This window comes from Nostoc sp. MS1 (genome assembly GCF_019976755.1).
Lineage (GTDB): Bacteria > Cyanobacteriota > Cyanobacteriia > Cyanobacteriales > Nostocaceae > Trichormus.
The window spans coordinates 4,055,316-4,073,163 of record NZ_AP023441.1 but is presented as its reverse complement, the minus strand read 5'-3'; the positions used below and the strand labels follow the sequence as shown (position 1 = coordinate 4,073,163).

Below are 17,848 nucleotides of genomic sequence, written 5' to 3'. Positions count from 1 at the left end.
TTTAAAATTCTCGTCTGGAAAACAGAGAAATGGCGATCGCTAATAACATGACAATATAAATTAAACCATAGCCAGCGTGACCAAACAGGGAAATTGGATCAGGTAGTGCTTGCAGACCATATACAGCATCATTTTTCAAATCTAATCGAGATAAATCTGGCAAGACTAAATATAAAAACTGACTAACACTTTCCATTACAGGGTTACGACTCAGGCGGCTAAACTCCACCAAATTTTGCGTAATATTCCCCATTAAATACACAGCAAAAGTCAAAGCCACAGCCAACAATGTGCTAGTGAATACCCCAAAGGTAATAGCCACAGCAGTTATCAAAGATAACTGTAAACATAAAAATACGGCTGCGATTAAAATACTTGCTGTTGTATGAGGAATATTACCAAATTGTAAAAATAGCAGATAAATAACTGTCATACTGGCAATTAAAACAGCCAGCACAGACGATAAACCAAAGAATTTACCCGTGATAATTTCCCCACGGCTTACAGGTTTAGCAATTAATAACAAAATAGTTCGTTTCTCTATTTCCTTATTAATTAAACCTGTACCTACAAATATAGCAATTAGTAAACTGATAGCACTCATCGCTGCCAAACCGAAGTCAAGAAACATTTTATCTTGAGTAGAAGCCGCATATTCGGGTAAAGCACGGATAGCTACAGCCAAAGTCAAAACATAAAAACCGATAATATAGAGAATGCGATCGCGCACTACTTCCTGAAATACATTCTTAGCAATTGCAAAAGTTTTCATCATAGTCATTAGTTATTAGTCAACAGTCCACAGCCGTAATTTATTCTTTTTTTTCTCCCCCATCTCCCCCTACTCTCTACTCCCTACTCCCAACTCTCACTGTTGCGGTGGTGCTGCGCCTGAGAATAATTTACTCAAGCGATCGCATTGTATTTCTGCTACTGCTTTTTTATCCTCCGGTATTCTACTGTTTGTGGTAGTGCTGGGTGCGGCTACGGGGTCAATTTGACAGGATTTTCGCAAGAAATAACCACGAGGGTTAGCAGTTGGGCCTGTCCAAATGCTTAACAAATCTAACCTATAGCCAGAGTTAAGGTTAACAACTCGTGGTTCTACACGCCAGAGTTCTTTTTCTTCGTATTTTGACAAGTTATTATTTATTACTTCCCTACCTAATTGACCTACCTTGACATTTGCTTCTAACAGCCATCTTTCAACTTCTGACCAAGGTCTATCTGCAATTTGTTCTTCAACTAATGGTTGCAATTTATTTAAAATAGTCACCCCATTAGTAGGGATTTTTTCTGGCTCCATACCAGTGATGACAAAACTACTACGTCCAAAACTTTCTGCTGATAAACTAGGATATTGTTTTAACCAATTATCCATAACAAAATAAAACTGAAGCCAACAACTGATCATCATACAACTAGCTACCAAAACGATAATTCTCTGCCGAGCGTCTGGTTTAGGAATGCGAGTTTTAGAGTCAACATCAGTTCCTTCAATAAATTCAGGAATAGCGGTAATTAATGCTGATATTGTCGGCCAAAGTACAATAGTTCTAGATGTAATGGTTTCTGTCTGATCACCAAAAGCAAAAACACTAACTAAAAATCCAGTAATTACTGCTCCTATTGGCATAAAAGTACCAGGAACTCGCAAAGGATCATCAGTCGTGTACCAAGCTGTACCTGCAATTAAAAATAACCAACCGAAAAGGGCAATAATATCTCTAATGTAACCCGTAGCCAAATAAGACATTATCCAAGAGAAAATACTCAAATAAATAAATGTCTGCCAAGAATAAGCCTTTGGCGGTATTAATATCTTTCTAATACGTTCATAAGTCTCTTCAAAAATTTTGAAAATACCGAAAAAGTCTTTAAATAATAAATTCATAATTCAACCTCCACACATCTTTTAATAAAAATACAAATACAAAAAAAATTGAATTTATCTATTGTTGCGAATCAATAAAATAGCAGTTATGGCAGTGTAACTCAAGGAATTAGCAATAAGTGTTGTAGTAACCAAGTTCGTATCTTGAAAATTAATCTTACTAATAAAACGATTTTTTTGACGTTGCCCAAGCTCTGGTTCTTCTTTCTTTTTACCAATATCTTCACTTAAGACAAAAACAAAAATCCGTAAAAGGAAGAATTTTAGTATAAAAGTAGCAAAGAAAATTATAAAAGTAGTTAAAATCAGAACACCTTGGCTATTACTGGCTCGAAAATTATTAAAAAATATGTAACTAATTAACTCTGCCTTTAAAGGTACTGCTAATAAAGGCTCTATTATAAAGAATGTTATCCAACCGATTACGCCAGAAAAGCTATTAACCGCGATCGCATAAAAAATACTAGTCTTTTTATCGAAGTTCAGTCTCTTGTGATAGACGTATCCCTCTATGGGAATAGCTATTAAGAAAAACAACAAATTAAATAGAATCGTGCCAATCGGCCAAACTCTGGGTAGATCAAAGTCTTCAAACATAAACACTTACAAAAAATGAAACTGTAGAGAGTATAGCCGTAATTAATGAATACTGAGTACTGGGAATGGAGGAGAGGGGGGGACAAGGGAGAAAAATTTTGACTATGGACTGTTGACTAATGACTAATGACTAATGACTAGGTAAGATGAGAAACTGCCATGATAGAGCTTTTCAACAGATGACAAGGAACGGCATCGGTATCCGCACAGCACAAGTGCGTTCAGAACGGCTTACTGGCCAGATTCACGTATATGATGGTATCGGTAAAGGTAAGTCTCAAGCGGCTTTGGGTGTAGTTTTACGCTCGATAGGCTTGGGTATTAATACACCAAACAATTCCAATCGCGTCTTACTATTGCGTTTTCTCAAAGGGCCAGAACGGGATTATGACGAAGATGGTGCGATCGCAGCTTTACAGCGTGGTTTTCCCCATCTCATCGACCAAGTACGTACCGGGAGAGCAGAATTTTTTGGCTCAGAAGAAATCACATCCTTTGACCGTGCGGAAGCTGGACGGGGTTGGGATGTGGCCAAAGGTGCGATCGCTTCTGGTTTATATTCTGTGGTCGTCTTGGATGAAATTAACCCAGTCCTGGATTTGGGGTTACTTTCCGTAGATGAAGTAGTTCAAACATTAAAATCTAAACCCCAAGAATTAGAAATCATTGCCACAGGACGAGGTGCGCCGCAAGAATTACTCGATATTGCGGATTTACACTCAGAAATGAAACCCCAACACCATCCCATAGCCAAAGAACTTCTCATCAATGGGATCGAAATTTACACCGGCGCAGGTAAAGGTAAATCTACAAGTGCTTTAGGCAAAGCCTTACAAGCCATTGGTAGAGGAATCAACCATCCTGGTTCAACGCGGGTACTAATTATGCAGTGGCTTAAAGGTGGTAGTGGTTATACAGAAGATGCAGCGATCGCAGCCTTGCGGCAATCATACCCTGAAGTCGTAGACCATCAACGCTGCGGTAGAGATGCGATTGTCTGGCGCAATTCCCGCCAAGAACTAGACTATGTAGAAGCAGAACGCGGTTGGGAAATAGCTAAAACTGCGATCGCCTCTGGACTCTACAAAACCATCATCCTCGACGAACTCAACCCCACTGTAGACTTAGAACTACTTCCTGTAGAACCAATTGTCCAAGCTTTACTCCGCAAACCCCGCGACACCGAAATCATCATCACTGGCCGTTGTCAAAACCACCCCGCCTACTTTGACCTAGCCAGCATTCACTCTGAGGTTTACTGTCACAAACACTACGCTAATCAAGGCGTAGAACTCAAACGGGGAGTAGATTTTTAAGTTAGTCAACAGTCATTAGTCATTAGTCAACAGTTTTTACTATGGACTATGGACTTTTGACTATGGACTACAGTCAACCGTTATAAACTATGGACTATGGACTTTTGACTATGGACTTTTAACTATGGACAATCAAAATCTGCTCGACTGGATTACAGGAGGATTGGCGCTAACTATCCTTTTAGGTGGTTTTTTGATGATGTTTACCACCATCTTCACCACGAAAAACAGATAAATATAACTTAGTTATACAGGGCATTGGCTAATCCCTATGCCCAACCTCAACAGTTGTGAATTTTGAATTTATTTGTTCCCAATCCTGAAACATAAGTTGAAAAATTGATAAAAAACTTTAAAATAAGGATTTGGTGAAGGTGCATATATGAAAGTAGCAATTACAGGCGCAACAGGATTTGTCGGTACTCGGTTAATACAACGACTGCACAAAGAAGGTCATCAAATCATAATTTTGACCCGTAACCTGACATCGGCTAAGAGAAATTTTCCGGCTCAAACCTATGCCAATGTAGAAATTGTGGCATATACACCAACCACATCTGGAGCGTGGCAAGATGTAATTGCTGGTTGTGATGGTGTGGTTAATTTAGCAGGAGAACCTATCGCCGAGACTCGCTGGACACCAGAACAAAAACGTGAGATTCTCAACAGTCGTCAATTAGGTACACAAAAAATAGTTGAAGCTATAGCCAAAGCTAATCCTAAACCAACAGTATTAGTTAATGCTTCCGCCATTGGTTACTACGGGACAAGCGAAACAACTACCTTTGATGAAAGTAGTGCTTCTGGTCGAGATTTTCTGGCAAAGGTTTGTCAAGCATGGGAAGCAGAAGCCCAAAAAGTCAAAGAATCTGGTGTTCGTCTGGTTATACTGCGTTTAGGCATTGTTTTAGGCTTGGGTGGCGCTTTAGGAAAAATGATTACCCCCTTTAAACTTTATGCTGGGGGGCCTATAGGTAGTGGTCGTCAATGGTTTTCCTGGATTCACATCGATGATTTGGTGAATCTTATTGTCCAAGCTTTGACTAATCCTCAGTTAGAAGGCGTATATAATGCTACAGCACCTAACCCTGTACGCATGAATGATTTAAGCCAAACTATGGGACAAGTAATGAACCGTCCCTCATGGCTACCTGTTCCAGCGTTTGCTCTAGAAGCTCTTTTAGGAGATGGAGCGATCGTTGTTCTAGAAGGTCAACAGGTACTTCCTAAACGTGCTTTAGAAGCCGGGATTAAATATGAGTATCCTAATTTACAACCAGCACTGCAAGAAATCTTGAAATAATTATGTTTGCCAGTGGTTTCTTAGTATCAATAAAGGCTTAATACTTATTGTCTATTTTAAGACATAAGCCTTTTTTTCAGTTCAGCCTCTAACTGTTCATCAGTACTAACCACTACTCTGTTAGGTTTTGCCCTCATAATCTTGAGGTAATGCTGAAAAGCATCCTCATCTTGGGGATGTTGTTTTACGTACTCTCTCAATTCCGCTTCAGATAGTTGTAGATAATCAGAATCACTCATTAAATAATCAACTATTGACTAGAAAGGAATTTCTTAGATACCCAACCGATTAAACCACTTAGCAGTGCGCCACCCATAAGGATGCCAATAGCTGGGTTAAATACAGGTTGCCAGAGTTTGTGCCACAAATCTAGACCGAGATTGATTCCTGATGCTTCACCTATCACAGCAATCACAAACCAACCAAAACCTAGAAATACCAAAAATACATCCGCAACTAAAATTAAATTGAGCCAGTTAAGTAATTTATCTTTCATAATGTGCAGGGAGTGGGGAGTAGGGAGTGGGGAGTAGGTATGAAATAATACTTTTCATCCAGTCTTTATTCCCTACGCCCTAACTTCTATTGGTTTATTCGTTAAACAACCAACCTTGGACTTTTGCCAAGCTTTGCCAATCAGGTTTTCTATTGAATCCGTCTTCAATACTACTTTGTATGTCTTGTTCCCACTCAGGATTGACCAAGATTAACTGTTTTGCAATATCAATGTGTTGCCGTAAACCTTTTTGTCCAGTTTCCAGCATAGCCACAGCAAGATTTACCCTACCTTGTGGGTCTTGAGGATTGATTTTTACCGCCTTTTGTGCAGCCTTGAGAGCTAAATTTGGCTTGTTTTCCAACAGATATAACCAAGATAAACAAATCCAAGCTGCACTGGCTTTAGGAGCGCGATCGCACACTTCCTTAAACACAGGGATTAAGTCAGCAGCAGGCTCTCCTGCCTTATAGCGTTCTAAACCTTTATCAAATAAAGCATCAACGGTATCAGTTGTATTAGTCATTAGTCATCAGTCATTAGTCATTAGTGAGTCCAGTCCTGTGGCTGCCGAACCCGGAGGGGTTTCCCGCCGTAGGGAACTGGCGTTCGCCCTTGGCGTGCCGTTGGCGCAGCCTCTCGTAGAGAAGGCATACCCGAAGGGTCATTAGTAGAGACGAGCTTTTCGTCGTATCTGTACATTAGTCAATACTTAATAGTGGTGGTTAGTCAATAGCTGACAGTCAAAAATTACTTCACAAAACTTGACTGTGGACTATTGACTATTGACTATTAACTACACCCCAAATGATTTACCGCAACCACAGGTCTGAGAAGCATTAGGATTCGTAAACTGAAAACCACCACCAATCATGGCATCGCTATAGTCGAGCATTAAGCCATAAAGATATAACAAACTTTTGCGATCGCTAACAATTTTAAAGCCATCGTAATCGAAAACTTCATCCTGTGGAGTGATCTTACTTTCTTGTTCAAAGTCCATCATGTAAGACATTCCAGAGCAACCACCTTGGCGAACTCCCACTCTCAAACACAAATCGTTACCTTGCTTCTCTTGGAGGGACTTTACTTGTCGCAGAGCGCTTTCGCTCAACAGTATGCCGCGTTGTTGAGACTGAGTGGCTTGTGTCATAAAATTTTCAACTCCTGAATTAATTTAAAATATCCGTTTCGGGCTTGCAATAACCCTTAGATTGTTTTTCAATTTTTTAATCCATTCTAGCGATAATAATGACTTTAAATTGTGATTAGTCATTAGTCATTAGTCATTAGTCCATAGTCATTAGTCTACAGTCAAAATTATTCTCCCTCATCTCCCTCATCTCCCTCATCTCCCCCACCTCCCCCAACTCCCCTTAACCATGAACAAAAACATGATCCCCTTGTGGGGGAAGTTTTTTATTCTAGAATTGAAAGACTCAGTATTTTTAGAGTTCCAACCTTATAACAGTCTGAGTCACAATTCAGCCAGGAAGTTCGCTTCATGGCCAGCCATTTCCAACTGTTCTGTTCCATTGCCTGTTTCTGATTAACCCATTTCTATGACAAGTTTTAATCGCTCTACCAGTCGTCGGTTGAAGAAGTTAACCCAAATTCCTTCTGTATGGGAGGGCGATCGCCGTCCGTTGTCATCACCGCATACCCCAAATGTTCACTCAGAATCTAAGGGTGATTGTATTTTGTGGGTGGACGGTTCACAAGGCATTGTCCGGGGAATGGATGTGATCTCAGAAGAGACTGGGCCGGAAGCGATAGTTCGCACTTTAATGCGTGCAATGGAACATCCCCACAGTCCCGCTAAACCCGCGCGACCACAAAGAATTGTGGTGCGCGATCGAGAAATCCAATTTTATCTGCGTGGCGTACTCCAAGATTTGGATATTGCCATAGATTATGCACCAGAACTGCCGCTCATTGATGAACTGTTTCGCGGATTTACGGAAATTATTGATGGTCAGGTTCCTGATATTCCTCCCCAGTATGCCAAAGCCTTACATGAAAAAGCGTATGCTATGTGGCAAGCAGCGCCTTGGGAATTTTTAGAAGAACAGCAAATTATATCTATAGAGATTAATAAATGGGATGTAGGCACACTCTACGCCTCAGTTATGGGAATGCTGGGAATGGAGTATGGCATTTTGTTTTATCGCTCAGAAGATTCTCTCAAACGCTTTCGTGCAGAAGTTTTAAATCATGAAGAATCCCACGGACATTTAGAGGAGGCTTTTCTTAAACAAGATTGCTTGTTTCTCACTTTTGAGCGTGAGGATGAAAATGATGATGAGGATGAGGTTGAAGAATTAAGTAATTTGGCATTATCAGACCTTACTCCTACCTTTGGCAACATCCATCCCTTAGAAGGATTACGTTCTGTCCTGTACGATGAGGAAGCGGCTGTGGTCTTTTTGGCTTTGGAAGGCCTCTCTCGCTTCATTCGTGACCATCGCCGCCAATTGTCAAATCGGGAGTTCCCTAGCCTAAGTCGTCGCTATCGCATTTCTCTACCTGCATCCGATGAAGTGACTAAAGCTGTATCCGTAACTGTTTCTACCATGCCACAACTCGCCGCAGAGTTGGAAGAAATGGCAGATGTATTCATAGATGAGGAAGATTTTGAGGAATTTGCCTCTTTAGAGTCTCGTTCTTTACGGGATGACTTGATCCCAGAGGACTCTTTTCTCAGTTTAGGTGTAGTGTCTTGGGAAATGTTGGAGTATTTGCGCCAAGGAGTGAAATACCATCCACTGGGTGAATATAAACAAGTGGGTGATGGTCTACCTGTAATTTTAATCCAAACCTCCCGCCCCAAAGCCAAGACTGTCATTGAAAATATCGAAGCAGCTGGGGGACTGAAAGCTATCTGTTTTAATCCGGGTGCTGATCCCTTTGATGGCGATCGCTATGACTTGGGTTTATTGCAAACTCAAAATGGAGAATTGTTCCTTTTTGGCGAATTTTTAGATGATGATCCAGTCCACGTAGAAGCCAGACGCAAGTGGAATCAACGCTGTAAAAATACCAAAGGCTTCTGTGGATTAATTATTGCCAAAGGCTTAACAGGCGCTTCCCGTGGTAATCCTCAACTGCGAGACATGATGGCTTTATTTGAAGCGCGATCGCTCTCACCCAAGGATTTAGGTCTAGGAACCCTGCAACTCATGCCCCAGTTTCAATTGGAATGACATCTGCGGTCAATACCAACATTTACTCATACTAAGTTGCGATCAAACATAATACTTCTTACTCTCAGCCCAAGTTACCTTCTTTGGCTGCAAATCCGTATCACTTTCAAGGTTCTTCACTAAGTAGTGTATAGACGGCATTATCAATAATCTCTCTAGCCCATAATTTCACTAGGAAAACTCATTTTTTGCCTATTTCAAGGTAACAAAATATACTATTAATTAATGTAAATATCTTCTCTAGGCTCTAATCCCAACCTTTACTTCCTAATTTTCAGCCAGAGATTATCCTTGTATTAATTTTTTATACAAAGAATGTATTGCTGTTATTTTTATTTACTATCTGGGTAAATTAATTTTGTGTAAGAGCTAACTCTGAAGATAAATAGCTCAAATTTTTGAGAAATCGATATTAATTAACTGTATCCAGAATACAACTGAAAAATTTTTATTTTATATGCTTGATTCTTTGTCAATACAGTTAATCAAAAATTCAGTAATAATGAAATTAACTTTATACTTTTCTTACAAAGATAAATAACTATAAATTGTACTTTTGATAAAGATGAATGCAATCCATAAAAACACCGATATAATAGCGATACAACAATAAATAAATTGTTGAAAGACAAGGTTACTACTTATTTAGGTTATGGGTGCTAAAGTTAAGGAACTAAAGTTATTTGTGCTGGATTGATGTAAATAAACATCTAATTCATAACAGTAATTAAATTCTACTCTAATTCAATTAATGATTACCATTAAAAAAAGAAATGGTTCATCTTTGATAGAGTGAAAAATAGTGAGTTGAATTAATACAGCTAATCATCAACCACTAAACTACAATTTCCAGAATCCAAATAACTTGAATAGATAATTTAAAATTTAGTGTGCTGTTCTGTTGTCAACTACAAAGTCAATCAATTCACAATCAGTAATTGATGAAATACGCAGAGATGATCGGATTAACTACAGGAACAAAACCAATTTAGCTGCATCATTATTACTTAGACGATAAGTAATTATCATGGCGATTTTCTCAAGTTTACAGTAGTTAACTTCTTACAAAATTAACGATAAAACTGAGAAACTTAACTCCAAAGTTGCTGCTTGGACTGTTTGAGCAACTAACTCGAACTGATTCTGGAAAGTTATTTGCTGTAAGTGCTGGATGTCTTAGCTATTACAGCAAAAAGATATCTTTGAGGTGAGTAAGTCAGGTAATGAACGCAGATGTTTGGGGCTTTTAGGAGTTTACCGTCTTAATAGCATACCCATAAGAGCGATCGCTTGATGATAGCTAGTTAAATGTGATTCTTATGGAAGATGATCTATCCAGGTTGTAGATGATATTAGGCTGACTAAGATGTCACGTACTTTTGATAATTCAACTGTAGGAAAATTTCACGGAGTGAACATTAAATAAGTTAGACTCATCTATACAAAATAATTGCTAAACTTTAGGTTCCTATTGCTAAGGTTATTCTCTGGAATAGTGACCTTACCTATTATTCTTCGACCAGGAGTAATTAATTTATTATGTTTTCTGGAAAAACGATGAATAATTTGCCAAACCTAGCATTTTTGGTATTAACGATATCGCTTGTTTCGTGTCACAAATTCTGATAATCTTATCGTCTTCATCTTTGATTAAGTTGTTTTTGATGGTGTCAATACACAGCAAATAGCATGATAATGACTAATAAAAAATGGGCCGTTAAACGCATAACTGTTAACTTAGCAGCACAGGAAGCAGAAAAACTGGAAAAATATTGTCAACAGACAGGTAGACCAGCAACTGATGTAATTAGGGAACTCATTAGAAGTTTACCCATAACAGATGACAACAAAGAAATAAATAGTTAGGGGGTGTTTTCAGACTTTTTATTCACTTTTACATCTACATCTATAAGAACACTCGACGGATACCCACAATGCTTTTTTTTAATCTGTTTTAACTAACGAAAGTTAGTTGACTAGAATACACGCGCGTGGAGTTAAGTGTATTCGGTAACAAAAATTAAAAAGATTAATTAAAGCATATTGATCATCAGGGGCATAACTTATGTTGCCCTACAACATACTGCTTGAATTTATATAAGTAGCAAATTCCGACACCAACCCAGTTACAATTTGTAAAGCAGGTGAATAAGGAAGGACGGAATGCGCGTTGCAATCGTAGGTGCGGGATTGGCTGGGCTAGCAACCGCTATAGATTTAGCTGATGCTGGCTGTGAAGTCCAAATTTTTGAGTCCCGTCCATTTGTCGGTGGTAAGGTTGGCAGTTGGATCGATGGAGATGGCAACCATGTTGAGATGGGTTTGCATGTCTTTTTTGGGTGCTACTACCAACTGTTTGATCTGATGAATAAGGTGGGGGCATTTTCTCATTTACGTCTCAAAGAACATACCCACACCTTTGTAAATAAAGGGGGAAATCTGGGTGCTTTAGATTTCCGCTTCTTTACAGGTGCGCCCTTTAATGGCTTAAAGGCGTTTTTTACTACATCTCAACTCTCACTCCAAGATAAACTGCAAAATGCGATCGCTTTAGGTACAAGCCCCATAGTCCGAGGCTTAGTAGACTTTGACGGCGCAATGAGAACCATCCGCAACCTTGATAAAGTTAGCTTTGCTGATTGGTTTCGCAGTCATGGTGGTAGTAACGGTAGTATCAAGCGGATGTGGAACCCCATAGCCTACGCTTTGGGATTTATTGACTGTGAAAACATTTCTGCCCGTTGTATGCTGACTATCTTTCAGTTCTTCGCAATCAAAAGCGAAGCTTCGGTACTGCGGATGTTGGAGGGTTCACCAGATGAATACCTACACAAACCCATCCTCAAATATTTAGAAGCTAGGGGAACAAAAGTTTATACTCGTCGGCAAGTACGGGAAATTAAGTATGCGGAAATTGAAGGACAAACTCGCGTTACTAGCATAGTAGTTGCTCAAGGTGATGAGATAGAAGAAATTACCGCCGATGCTTATGTGTGTGCTTGCGACATTCCCGGAATACAGCGAGTTTTGCCCCAAGAATGGCGAAAATGGTCAGAATTTGATAATATTTACAAGTTAGATGCAGTACCAGTCGCTACTGTGCAGATGAGGTTTGATGGCTGGGTGACAGAACTGCAAGACGAGGAGAAACGCCAGCAGCTAAAACAAGCAACCGGGCTAGATAATTTGTTGTATACCGCAGACGCTGATTTCTCCTGTTTTGCTGACTTGGCTTTGACTAGCCCCAGTGATTATTATCGCCAAGGTCAAGGCTCATTATTACAACTGGTGCTAACACCGGGTGATCCATTTATTAAGCAAAGTAACGAAGCGATCGCCCAACACGTCCTCAAACAAGTCCATGAACTATTCCCCTTATCACGGGAACTAAACATGACTTGGTTCAATGTAGTCAAACTAGCGCAATCTCTCTACAGAGAAGCCCCAGGTATGGATGTTTATCGTCCTAACCAAAAAACGCCTATAGCTAATTTCTTCCTCGCAGGTAGTTATACGCAGCAAGACTACATCGACAGCATGGAAGGGGCAACACTGTCTGGTAGGCAGGCAGCAAAAGCCATCCTAGAGGATATTAAAAAATAGAGTTATAGCTGCTAATCTAATCACATCTCAAATCCAAAATAGAATGTCTAACTGGCTAGAACATAGCGTACAGGTAGAAGTAGAAGCCCCCATAGAATTAGTCTGGGGGCTATGGGCTGACTTGGAACAAATGCCCAAATGGATGAAGTGGATTGATTCCGTAAAAGTACCACCAGAAAATCCTGATTTATCGTTTTGGAAACTAAATACTGGTGGACTGGAATTTACTTGGAAATCCCGCATTACCAAAGTGATCCCCAATCAAATCATTCAGTGGGAATCAATTGATGGTTTACCCAATCAAGGCGCTATCCGCTTTTACGATCGCCACGGTCATAGTATCGTTAAGATGACTATTTCCTATGCTATCCCCGGCTTTTTAGGCAAAATCATGGATAGCTTGTTTTTGGGGCGGGCAGTTGAATCGACAATTCAAGCTGATTTAGAAAGATTTAGACAATATGCGCTAAATCTCCATCAGTCATCCGTTAACACCTGATGGTGAGTAGGGTGGGCATTGCCCACCCTACTAGGAAACGCTATAAATTTTTTTCCTTCTTTGCGCCTTTGCGTGAGCCTTTTATCGGTACTGATCTAACAAGAAGAGAATAATTATCAATTACCTATAGTATCCAGCTTCACGTAAGAACTTACGTAATTCCACGAAATATTGAGAGCGATCTCTCTTAGTATAAGCTTGTTGTACTCGCCGCCATCCTTCCTGTCCTTGCCCAAGCAAATACTGATCAGCCAGATATGCAGCTAAAAAGCCCTTGCCATCATCACCTTGACGCTTGATATCGTTGTAGTCTTTCCATAGCTGTGAGGCGTGATTAGCAATTAATTTAGGATAACGACGGGTAACATCAGTCATCTTGCCTTGGCGGTACTGCCAAATTTGTAGGGGATAGGCAGAAGCAGCATAAGCTGTAAAAGCAGCTGCAAAGCGATCATCACGACTATTAAATTCTGGTATACGATCTCGATTCAAATCTTCCAGCTTGTAGGCTCCATTACCCCAATCGTGGCGAATTTGTTTGTATTGTCCAGAGATGCGATCGTAGCGGTAAATTAAAGAATAAGTACAACAATGCGCCCCACCTGTAAAGAAATCGGCGATTATTTCAGGTTCCTTATCACCATCCAAATCCATCACAGGTATCTTTTCTGAGAATAACCCACCAATTGGTCTATCGTACTCGCTTTCTTGGGGCAAAGTTTTATCTAAAACCGTCTTCCCTGCTCGTACAATTCGCAACCGCACATTCTTATACTGATACTCCTGCGGTTTGTCAAAAGTTATTTCTGCCTTAACATTACCTGATTGCCCAGTAAATAACTCAGCCTTAACTGGTTGACATATTACAGATGCAGCACTAACAACAACTAAACCAACTAAAAATTGATTAATAAAAGTACGAAAAGTTTTCATAAATGGTGTTGTACATGAGCGACAGTGAAAATGCCAAATAACTTGACAACTGTCAACTGTCAATCGTCAATTGTTCACTGCCTTCTTTTATACAACACCCCAAAGCCGATTAATATCGGAAAATCGCCGCAACTGGTTTACCATCAGGCATTTGCTCTGGTTCAACAGCGTAAACAGTACCACCGTTTAATAGCGTATGAATTGCTGCAAAGTCCAAAACATCTCCGTCTTCCGGTTGTGGCTCTGGATGCAGGTCTACAGCCATTGTATCCGGGTCAAATGTACCCCAGATTTGCTGCCCTACTGGGACGATTAACGAGTCAACCCTTTGGTAATAAGCGGCGGAAACGATTTCTTTAATATCGCTAGAAGCTGTACCAGTTTCCTCTCCGGCCAGTTGTTGGAAAAGTTCAATCGCTTCCTGTTCTGACTGATGGAACAAAGGTTCGACAATTTCCCAAGCTTCGCTATGTAACTCATCTGCTTGGAAAAGTTCGGGTCTTTTAGTAATAGCCTGTTCCAAAAGATGAGGATACTTGTTAGCTTCTCGATAAATGGGGTGGAGATAATCCACACCAGCCAAAATTAAAGGTGCTTTTTGATCCCGCAGTTTTTCGTGTAAGGCTGTATCCACAGCGTGGAAAAATTGTAAGATAGCTTCTTGGTGTTGATCTCGGTCGGGACTACCTTGACCGTGGAATGCTCCAGGCTGCGATCGCGTAAAAGGATTATTGTTACTACCCTTAGATGTAGCAATGCGGAATTGCCCCTCTTTGCCAGTTTCGTCGTACTGGAGAACCTCATCAACACTCTTAGGCATATTTTCTACTTCTACCTCAGTGATTCCACCGCGCGTCCCCTCAAAAAACTTCAGATCCTTTTGACCTAGAGCGAGAATATAAAACTTACCATCACTATTAATTAAATGCAGCAACGGCTTGAAATGGAATTGATTACTTACAACTACCAATTCTTGACACTCTATCGGCAGACTGTAGTAACGGAATACTTGCGGCGCAATAAAAATTGCTAAACCGTGGTCTTGATTTTCCCAAAACTCAGCTTCATCTAATTCTTTGACTGGTTGTAGTAAATTTTCAATTTCGTTAGCAGGAATTTCTAATGCCTGTAAACGTTGTTCAGCCTCACGCACTAAATTTTTAAAGCGAATGGGGTTTTGGCGAATCTCCGGCCCTGCTTTCTGCATAGGCATATAAAGAGATACACATGGTGTTTGACAATTCTCAATTAAATTTTTTAACTCATCAATAGATAGTAGACTCATGTGAGGAAATTCCTATCCTTGGTAATTAAAGCTCAACAATGTATATTCATTCCAAAGCTTTAATAGTTAAAATTCATCCTTCTTTTGATAAAAAATTGGTTATTATATACACCATTCTGTAGGCGGAGAAAATTTGAGTGCTGAGTAAGCAGTTGACAGTTGACAGTTGACAGTTGACAGTTGTTAATTGTTTTTCTCCCCTGTTCCCCTTTCTCCCTCATCTTCCTCTTCTCCCCCCACTCCCCACTCCCCACTCCCTACTCCCCAATCCCCACAGCATGGATGCTTCCGAGCTATTAGAGACAATTACACTTCTAATTGAGCAAGCAGAACAAGGAGACATAGATCCTTGGGATGTCAAGGTTATTGAGGTGATTGACCGTTATTTAGAACTAATGACACCAAAGACAACTGCTAGAGGCTACGAATCAGACTTGTCCCAATCTGGGCAAGCTTTTTTATCAGCCTCTATGCTAGTTTTATTCAAAGCTAATACCTTGATGCAGTTGTCCACAGCAGAAGATTTAGCAGATATTGAAGATGAGCTATTAATCGAGAATGGAGATGGTATTTTCCATCAAACTCACCGTCTACCTTTAGAGCGAGTTTTGCGTAGGCGGACTGCCGCCATGCCACCACCGAAACGCCGTGTAACCTTGCAAGAGCTAATCGCGCAGTTGCAAATTATGGCGAATCAGCTCAAACTGGTACAAAAAGTTAGCAAACCGGAACGTCCCAAGCGCCAGCCCACTGTCAAAGCGATGCGAGAGGCGCTAGAGTTAGCGCACCAAGAAAATTTAACAGAAGTAGCGGGGGAATTGGAGCAAGTATTGCGTTGTTCAGCCGAACAATTACTCTTAGAACAAAATTACTTAAACTTAGAACAACTTATAGAATTGTGGTCTCAGACAAAGCAACAACAGGAATTATCAACTCATGAATCAGTAAATAGCCATCTAGTCAGTGTTTTTTGGGCTTTATTGCTGTTATCGGCACAATCTAAAGTGGAACTATCTCAAGAGGAATTTTATCAAGAAGTGAAAATCCGTCTAATTACAGACTCAGCCAACACATACCAATCATTAGAACAGCCGATGAACTAAAGTCGTTTAGAACAGTAATATATAAGCTTAAGTAAATTTACAGACTGTTGCATCAGGGAAACCAAAAATCCGATTAAATTAATAAAGATAACTGATTGCTTGTCATCAATGGAGGGAATAGGGAATAAGAAATAGGGGATAGTGCTTGCAATTTCCTCATGCTCTTTGGGACTAAACACCCATTAACGCCTAGAACTGGTATATATCCAGTCAAGTATGAATACGCTTTCAATTACCCCCGCTCACCTGTCACCTGTCCCTTATTCTCTGGAGAAATAACCATATCTGTGGTTGCAATAAACCATAGATTCCTGTTATCCCTGTTGTTAGCGGTTACTTATAACAGACCAAAAAAACTGATGATTAAGTATCACACGATGAAAGTAAACTGGCTTGTGGTTGAGGAATAAATACTATGAAAGCGATGATTCTCGCAGCAGGTAAGGGTACTCGCGTTCGTCCGATTACCTACACGATTCCCAAACCGATGATTCCAATCCTGCAAAAGCCAGTGATGGAATTTTTATTAGAACTTTTACGGCAGCATGGTTTTGACCAAATTATGGTCAATGTGAGCCATTTGGCTGAGGAAATTGAAAACTATTTTCGTGATGGTCAACGGTTTGGTGTCCAGATTGCCTATTCTTTTGAAGGCAAAATCGATGATGAAGGTAAGTTGGTAGGGGAAGCTATAGGTTCTGCTGGTGGGATGCGACGCATCCAAGATTTTTCTCCATTTTTCGATGATACCTTTGTGGTACTGTGCGGCGACGCTTTAATTGACTTGGATTTGACTGCGGCAGTAAAGTGGCATAAATCGAAGGGGTCGATCGCTACTATCATTACAAAAACTGTTCCCAAAGAAGAAGTTTCTAGTTACGGTGTTGTCGTCACCGATGAACATAGCCGGGTGAAAGCCTTCCAAGAAAAACCATCGGTAGAGGAAGCACTTAGCACCAATATCAACACAGGTATTTACATTTTCGAGCCAGAGGTATTTAACTACATTCCTTCTGGTGTGGAATATGACATCGGTAGCCAACTATTCCCCAAACTAGTAGAAATTGGTGCGCCTTTCTACGCTATTCCAATGGATTTTGAATGGGTAGATATCGGTAAAGTTCCTGACTACTGGCGAGCGATTCGTGGCGTATTACAAGGGGAAATTAAGAATGTGCAGATCCCTGGTCATGAGGTTGCCCCTGGCATTTACACTGGCTTGAATGTAGCAGTGAACTGGGACAAAGTGGATATCACAGGGCCAGTTTACATCGGTGGTATGACTCGCATCGAAGATGGAGCGAAAATTATCGGCCCAGCAATGATTGGCCCTAACTGCTGGATATGCAGTGGCGCTACTGTAGATAACAGCGTCATCTTTGAATGGTCACGCTTAGGCCCTGGAGTCAGGCTAGTAGATAAACTTGTGTTCGGGCGTTACTGCGTCGATAAAACCGGGGCTTCCATTGACGTGCAAGCTGCATCCCTTGATTGGTTAATTACCGACGCACGGCAAACACCCCCACAACATACTCCAGCAGAACGGCAAGCGATCGCCGAATTGTTGGGAACTAATGGTTAGTTAGTCAATAGTCAATAGTCATTAGTCCATAGTC

The 17,848-nt window shown here is 40.4% G+C and carries 18 protein-coding genes; 8 read left to right on the top strand and 10 right to left on the bottom strand.

What is annotated here, in order from left to right; translation table 11 throughout:
• Position 1: 1 nt before the first annotated feature.
• From NSMS1_RS17610 to fraC, 3 genes are all read right to left on the bottom strand, one after another.
• A complete protein-coding gene (locus NSMS1_RS17610) occupies positions 2-775 on the bottom strand; it encodes an ABC transporter permease (protein ID WP_411908690.1) in 774 nt (257 codons plus the stop codon).
• A gap of 93 nt (positions 776-868) precedes the next feature.
• The gene (fraD, locus tag NSMS1_RS17605; protein ID WP_224086033.1) at positions 869-1,894 is read right to left on the bottom strand and encodes a septal junction protein FraD; all 1,026 of its coding nucleotides are present in this window, start codon (positions 1,892-1,894) and stop codon (positions 869-871) included.
• Between the two features lie 54 nt (positions 1,895-1,948).
• Positions 1,949-2,491: a filament integrity protein FraC gene (gene fraC, locus NSMS1_RS17600; RefSeq protein ID WP_224086031.1), complete on the bottom strand. Its 543-nt coding sequence runs from the start codon at positions 2,489-2,491 to the stop codon at positions 1,949-1,951.
• A 179-nt stretch (positions 2,492-2,670) separates the two neighbouring features.
• Between fraC and NSMS1_RS17595 the strand changes: the two genes are divergently transcribed.
• Both NSMS1_RS17595 and NSMS1_RS17590 read left to right on the top strand, forming a co-directional pair.
• Positions 2,671-3,807 (top strand): cob(I)yrinic acid a,c-diamide adenosyltransferase, encoded by a 1,137-nt coding sequence (locus NSMS1_RS17595; RefSeq protein ID WP_224095263.1) that lies wholly within the window; start codon positions 2,671-2,673, stop codon positions 3,805-3,807.
• A gap of 382 nt (positions 3,808-4,189) precedes the next feature.
• Positions 4,190-5,110, top strand: coding sequence for a TIGR01777 family oxidoreductase (locus NSMS1_RS17590; protein WP_224086029.1), 921 nt, complete (start codon positions 4,190-4,192; stop codon positions 5,108-5,110).
• A gap of 56 nt (positions 5,111-5,166) precedes the next feature.
• Here the strand turns inward: NSMS1_RS17590 and NSMS1_RS17585 are convergent, their stop codons facing one another.
• From NSMS1_RS17585 to NSMS1_RS17565, 5 genes are all read right to left on the bottom strand, one after another.
• Positions 5,167-5,349, bottom strand: coding sequence for a DUF6887 family protein (locus NSMS1_RS17585; RefSeq protein WP_224086028.1), 183 nt, complete (start codon positions 5,347-5,349; stop codon positions 5,167-5,169).
• Between the two features lie 11 nt (positions 5,350-5,360).
• On the bottom strand, positions 5,361-5,606 hold the full coding sequence (locus NSMS1_RS17580; RefSeq protein ID WP_224086027.1) for a hypothetical protein: 246 nt from the start codon (positions 5,604-5,606) through the stop codon (positions 5,361-5,363).
• 94 nt (positions 5,607-5,700) lie between these two features.
• Positions 5,701-6,132 carry a hypothetical protein gene (locus NSMS1_RS17575; RefSeq protein WP_224086026.1) on the bottom strand — a complete coding sequence of 144 codons (432 nt, stop codon included), beginning with the start codon at positions 6,130-6,132 and terminating at the stop codon, positions 5,701-5,703.
• A 20-nt stretch (positions 6,133-6,152) separates the two neighbouring features.
• Positions 6,153-6,308 (bottom strand): hypothetical protein, encoded by a 156-nt coding sequence (locus NSMS1_RS17570; protein WP_224086025.1) that lies wholly within the window; start codon positions 6,306-6,308, stop codon positions 6,153-6,155.
• A 94-nt stretch (positions 6,309-6,402) separates the two neighbouring features.
• Entirely contained in the window at positions 6,403-6,759 is a 357-nt protein-coding gene (locus NSMS1_RS17565; RefSeq protein WP_224086024.1) for an iron-sulfur cluster assembly accessory protein, read from the bottom strand.
• 409 nt (positions 6,760-7,168) lie between these two features.
• On the opposite strand from NSMS1_RS17565, the gene NSMS1_RS17560 reads away from it, so the two are divergent.
• The 4 genes from NSMS1_RS17560 (at position 7,169) to NSMS1_RS17545 (ending at position 12,911) form a co-directional block, all read left to right on the top strand.
• Positions 7,169-8,809 carry a DUF6930 domain-containing protein gene (locus NSMS1_RS17560; protein WP_224086023.1) on the top strand — a complete coding sequence of 547 codons (1,641 nt, stop codon included), beginning with the start codon at positions 7,169-7,171 and terminating at the stop codon, positions 8,807-8,809.
• A gap of 1,689 nt (positions 8,810-10,498) precedes the next feature.
• Positions 10,499-10,675, top strand: coding sequence for a ribbon-helix-helix protein, CopG family (locus tag NSMS1_RS17555; protein ID WP_224086022.1), 177 nt, complete (start codon positions 10,499-10,501; stop codon positions 10,673-10,675).
• 297 nt (positions 10,676-10,972) lie between these two features.
• On the top strand, positions 10,973-12,412 hold the full coding sequence (zds, locus tag NSMS1_RS17550) for a 9,9'-di-cis-zeta-carotene desaturase (RefSeq protein WP_224086021.1): 1,440 nt from the start codon (positions 10,973-10,975) through the stop codon (positions 12,410-12,412).
• 43 nt (positions 12,413-12,455) lie between these two features.
• Entirely contained in the window at positions 12,456-12,911 is a 456-nt protein-coding gene (locus NSMS1_RS17545; RefSeq protein WP_224086020.1) for an SRPBCC family protein, read from the top strand.
• Positions 12,912-13,031: 120 nt separating this feature from the next.
• Here the strand turns inward: NSMS1_RS17545 and NSMS1_RS17540 are convergent, their stop codons facing one another.
• Entirely contained in the window at positions 13,032-13,844 is an 813-nt protein-coding gene (locus NSMS1_RS17540; RefSeq protein ID WP_224086019.1) for a hypothetical protein, read from the bottom strand.
• A 109-nt stretch (positions 13,845-13,953) separates the two neighbouring features.
• Entirely contained in the window at positions 13,954-15,129 is a 1,176-nt protein-coding gene (locus NSMS1_RS17535) for a hypothetical protein (RefSeq protein WP_224086017.1), read from the bottom strand.
• Between the two features lie 278 nt (positions 15,130-15,407).
• Between NSMS1_RS17535 and NSMS1_RS17530 the strand changes: the two genes are divergently transcribed.
• Positions 15,408-16,232 carry a segregation/condensation protein A gene (locus NSMS1_RS17530; protein WP_224086016.1) on the top strand — a complete coding sequence of 275 codons (825 nt, stop codon included), beginning with the start codon at positions 15,408-15,410 and terminating at the stop codon, positions 16,230-16,232.
• Positions 16,233-16,647: 415 nt separating this feature from the next.
• Positions 16,648-17,814 (top strand): sugar phosphate nucleotidyltransferase, encoded by a 1,167-nt coding sequence (locus NSMS1_RS17525; RefSeq protein WP_224086014.1) that lies wholly within the window; start codon positions 16,648-16,650, stop codon positions 17,812-17,814.
• Positions 17,815-17,848 lie beyond the last annotated feature (34 nt).

Coding starts and splice junctions, on each gene's coding strand:
- NSMS1_RS17610 (WP_411908690.1), bottom strand. CDS start 775: ATGATGAAAACTTTTGCAATTGCTAAGAATGTATTTCAGGAAGTAGTG.
- fraD (WP_224086033.1), bottom strand. CDS start 1,894: ATGAATTTATTATTTAAAGACTTTTTCGGTATTTTCAAAATTTTTGAA.
- NSMS1_RS17585 (WP_224086028.1), bottom strand. CDS start 5,349: ATGAGTGATTCTGATTATCTACAACTATCTGAAGCGGAATTGAGAGAG.
- NSMS1_RS17525 (WP_224086014.1), top strand. CDS start 16,648: ATGAAAGCGATGATTCTCGCAGCAGGTAAGGGTACTCGCGTTCGTCCG.
- fraC (WP_224086031.1), bottom strand. CDS start 2,491: ATGTTTGAAGACTTTGATCTACCCAGAGTTTGGCCGATTGGCACGATT.
- NSMS1_RS17595 (WP_224095263.1), top strand. CDS start 2,671: ATGACAAGGAACGGCATCGGTATCCGCACAGCACAAGTGCGTTCAGAA.
- NSMS1_RS17560 (WP_224086023.1), top strand. CDS start 7,169: ATGACAAGTTTTAATCGCTCTACCAGTCGTCGGTTGAAGAAGTTAACC.
- NSMS1_RS17545 (WP_224086020.1), top strand. CDS start 12,456: ATGTCTAACTGGCTAGAACATAGCGTACAGGTAGAAGTAGAAGCCCCC.
- NSMS1_RS17555 (WP_224086022.1), top strand. CDS start 10,499: ATGATAATGACTAATAAAAAATGGGCCGTTAAACGCATAACTGTTAAC.
- NSMS1_RS17570 (WP_224086025.1), bottom strand. CDS start 6,308: ATGTACAGATACGACGAAAAGCTCGTCTCTACTAATGACCCTTCGGGT.
- NSMS1_RS17575 (WP_224086026.1), bottom strand. CDS start 6,132: ATGACTAATACAACTGATACCGTTGATGCTTTATTTGATAAAGGTTTA.
- zds (WP_224086021.1), top strand. CDS start 10,973: ATGCGCGTTGCAATCGTAGGTGCGGGATTGGCTGGGCTAGCAACCGCT.
- NSMS1_RS17580 (WP_224086027.1), bottom strand. CDS start 5,606: ATGAAAGATAAATTACTTAACTGGCTCAATTTAATTTTAGTTGCGGAT.
- NSMS1_RS17590 (WP_224086029.1), top strand. CDS start 4,190: ATGAAAGTAGCAATTACAGGCGCAACAGGATTTGTCGGTACTCGGTTA.
- NSMS1_RS17565 (WP_224086024.1), bottom strand. CDS start 6,759: ATGACACAAGCCACTCAGTCTCAACAACGCGGCATACTGTTGAGCGAA.
- NSMS1_RS17530 (WP_224086016.1), top strand. CDS start 15,408: ATGGATGCTTCCGAGCTATTAGAGACAATTACACTTCTAATTGAGCAA.
- NSMS1_RS17540 (WP_224086019.1), bottom strand. CDS start 13,844: ATGAAAACTTTTCGTACTTTTATTAATCAATTTTTAGTTGGTTTAGTT.
- NSMS1_RS17535 (WP_224086017.1), bottom strand. CDS start 15,129: ATGAGTCTACTATCTATTGATGAGTTAAAAAATTTAATTGAGAATTGT.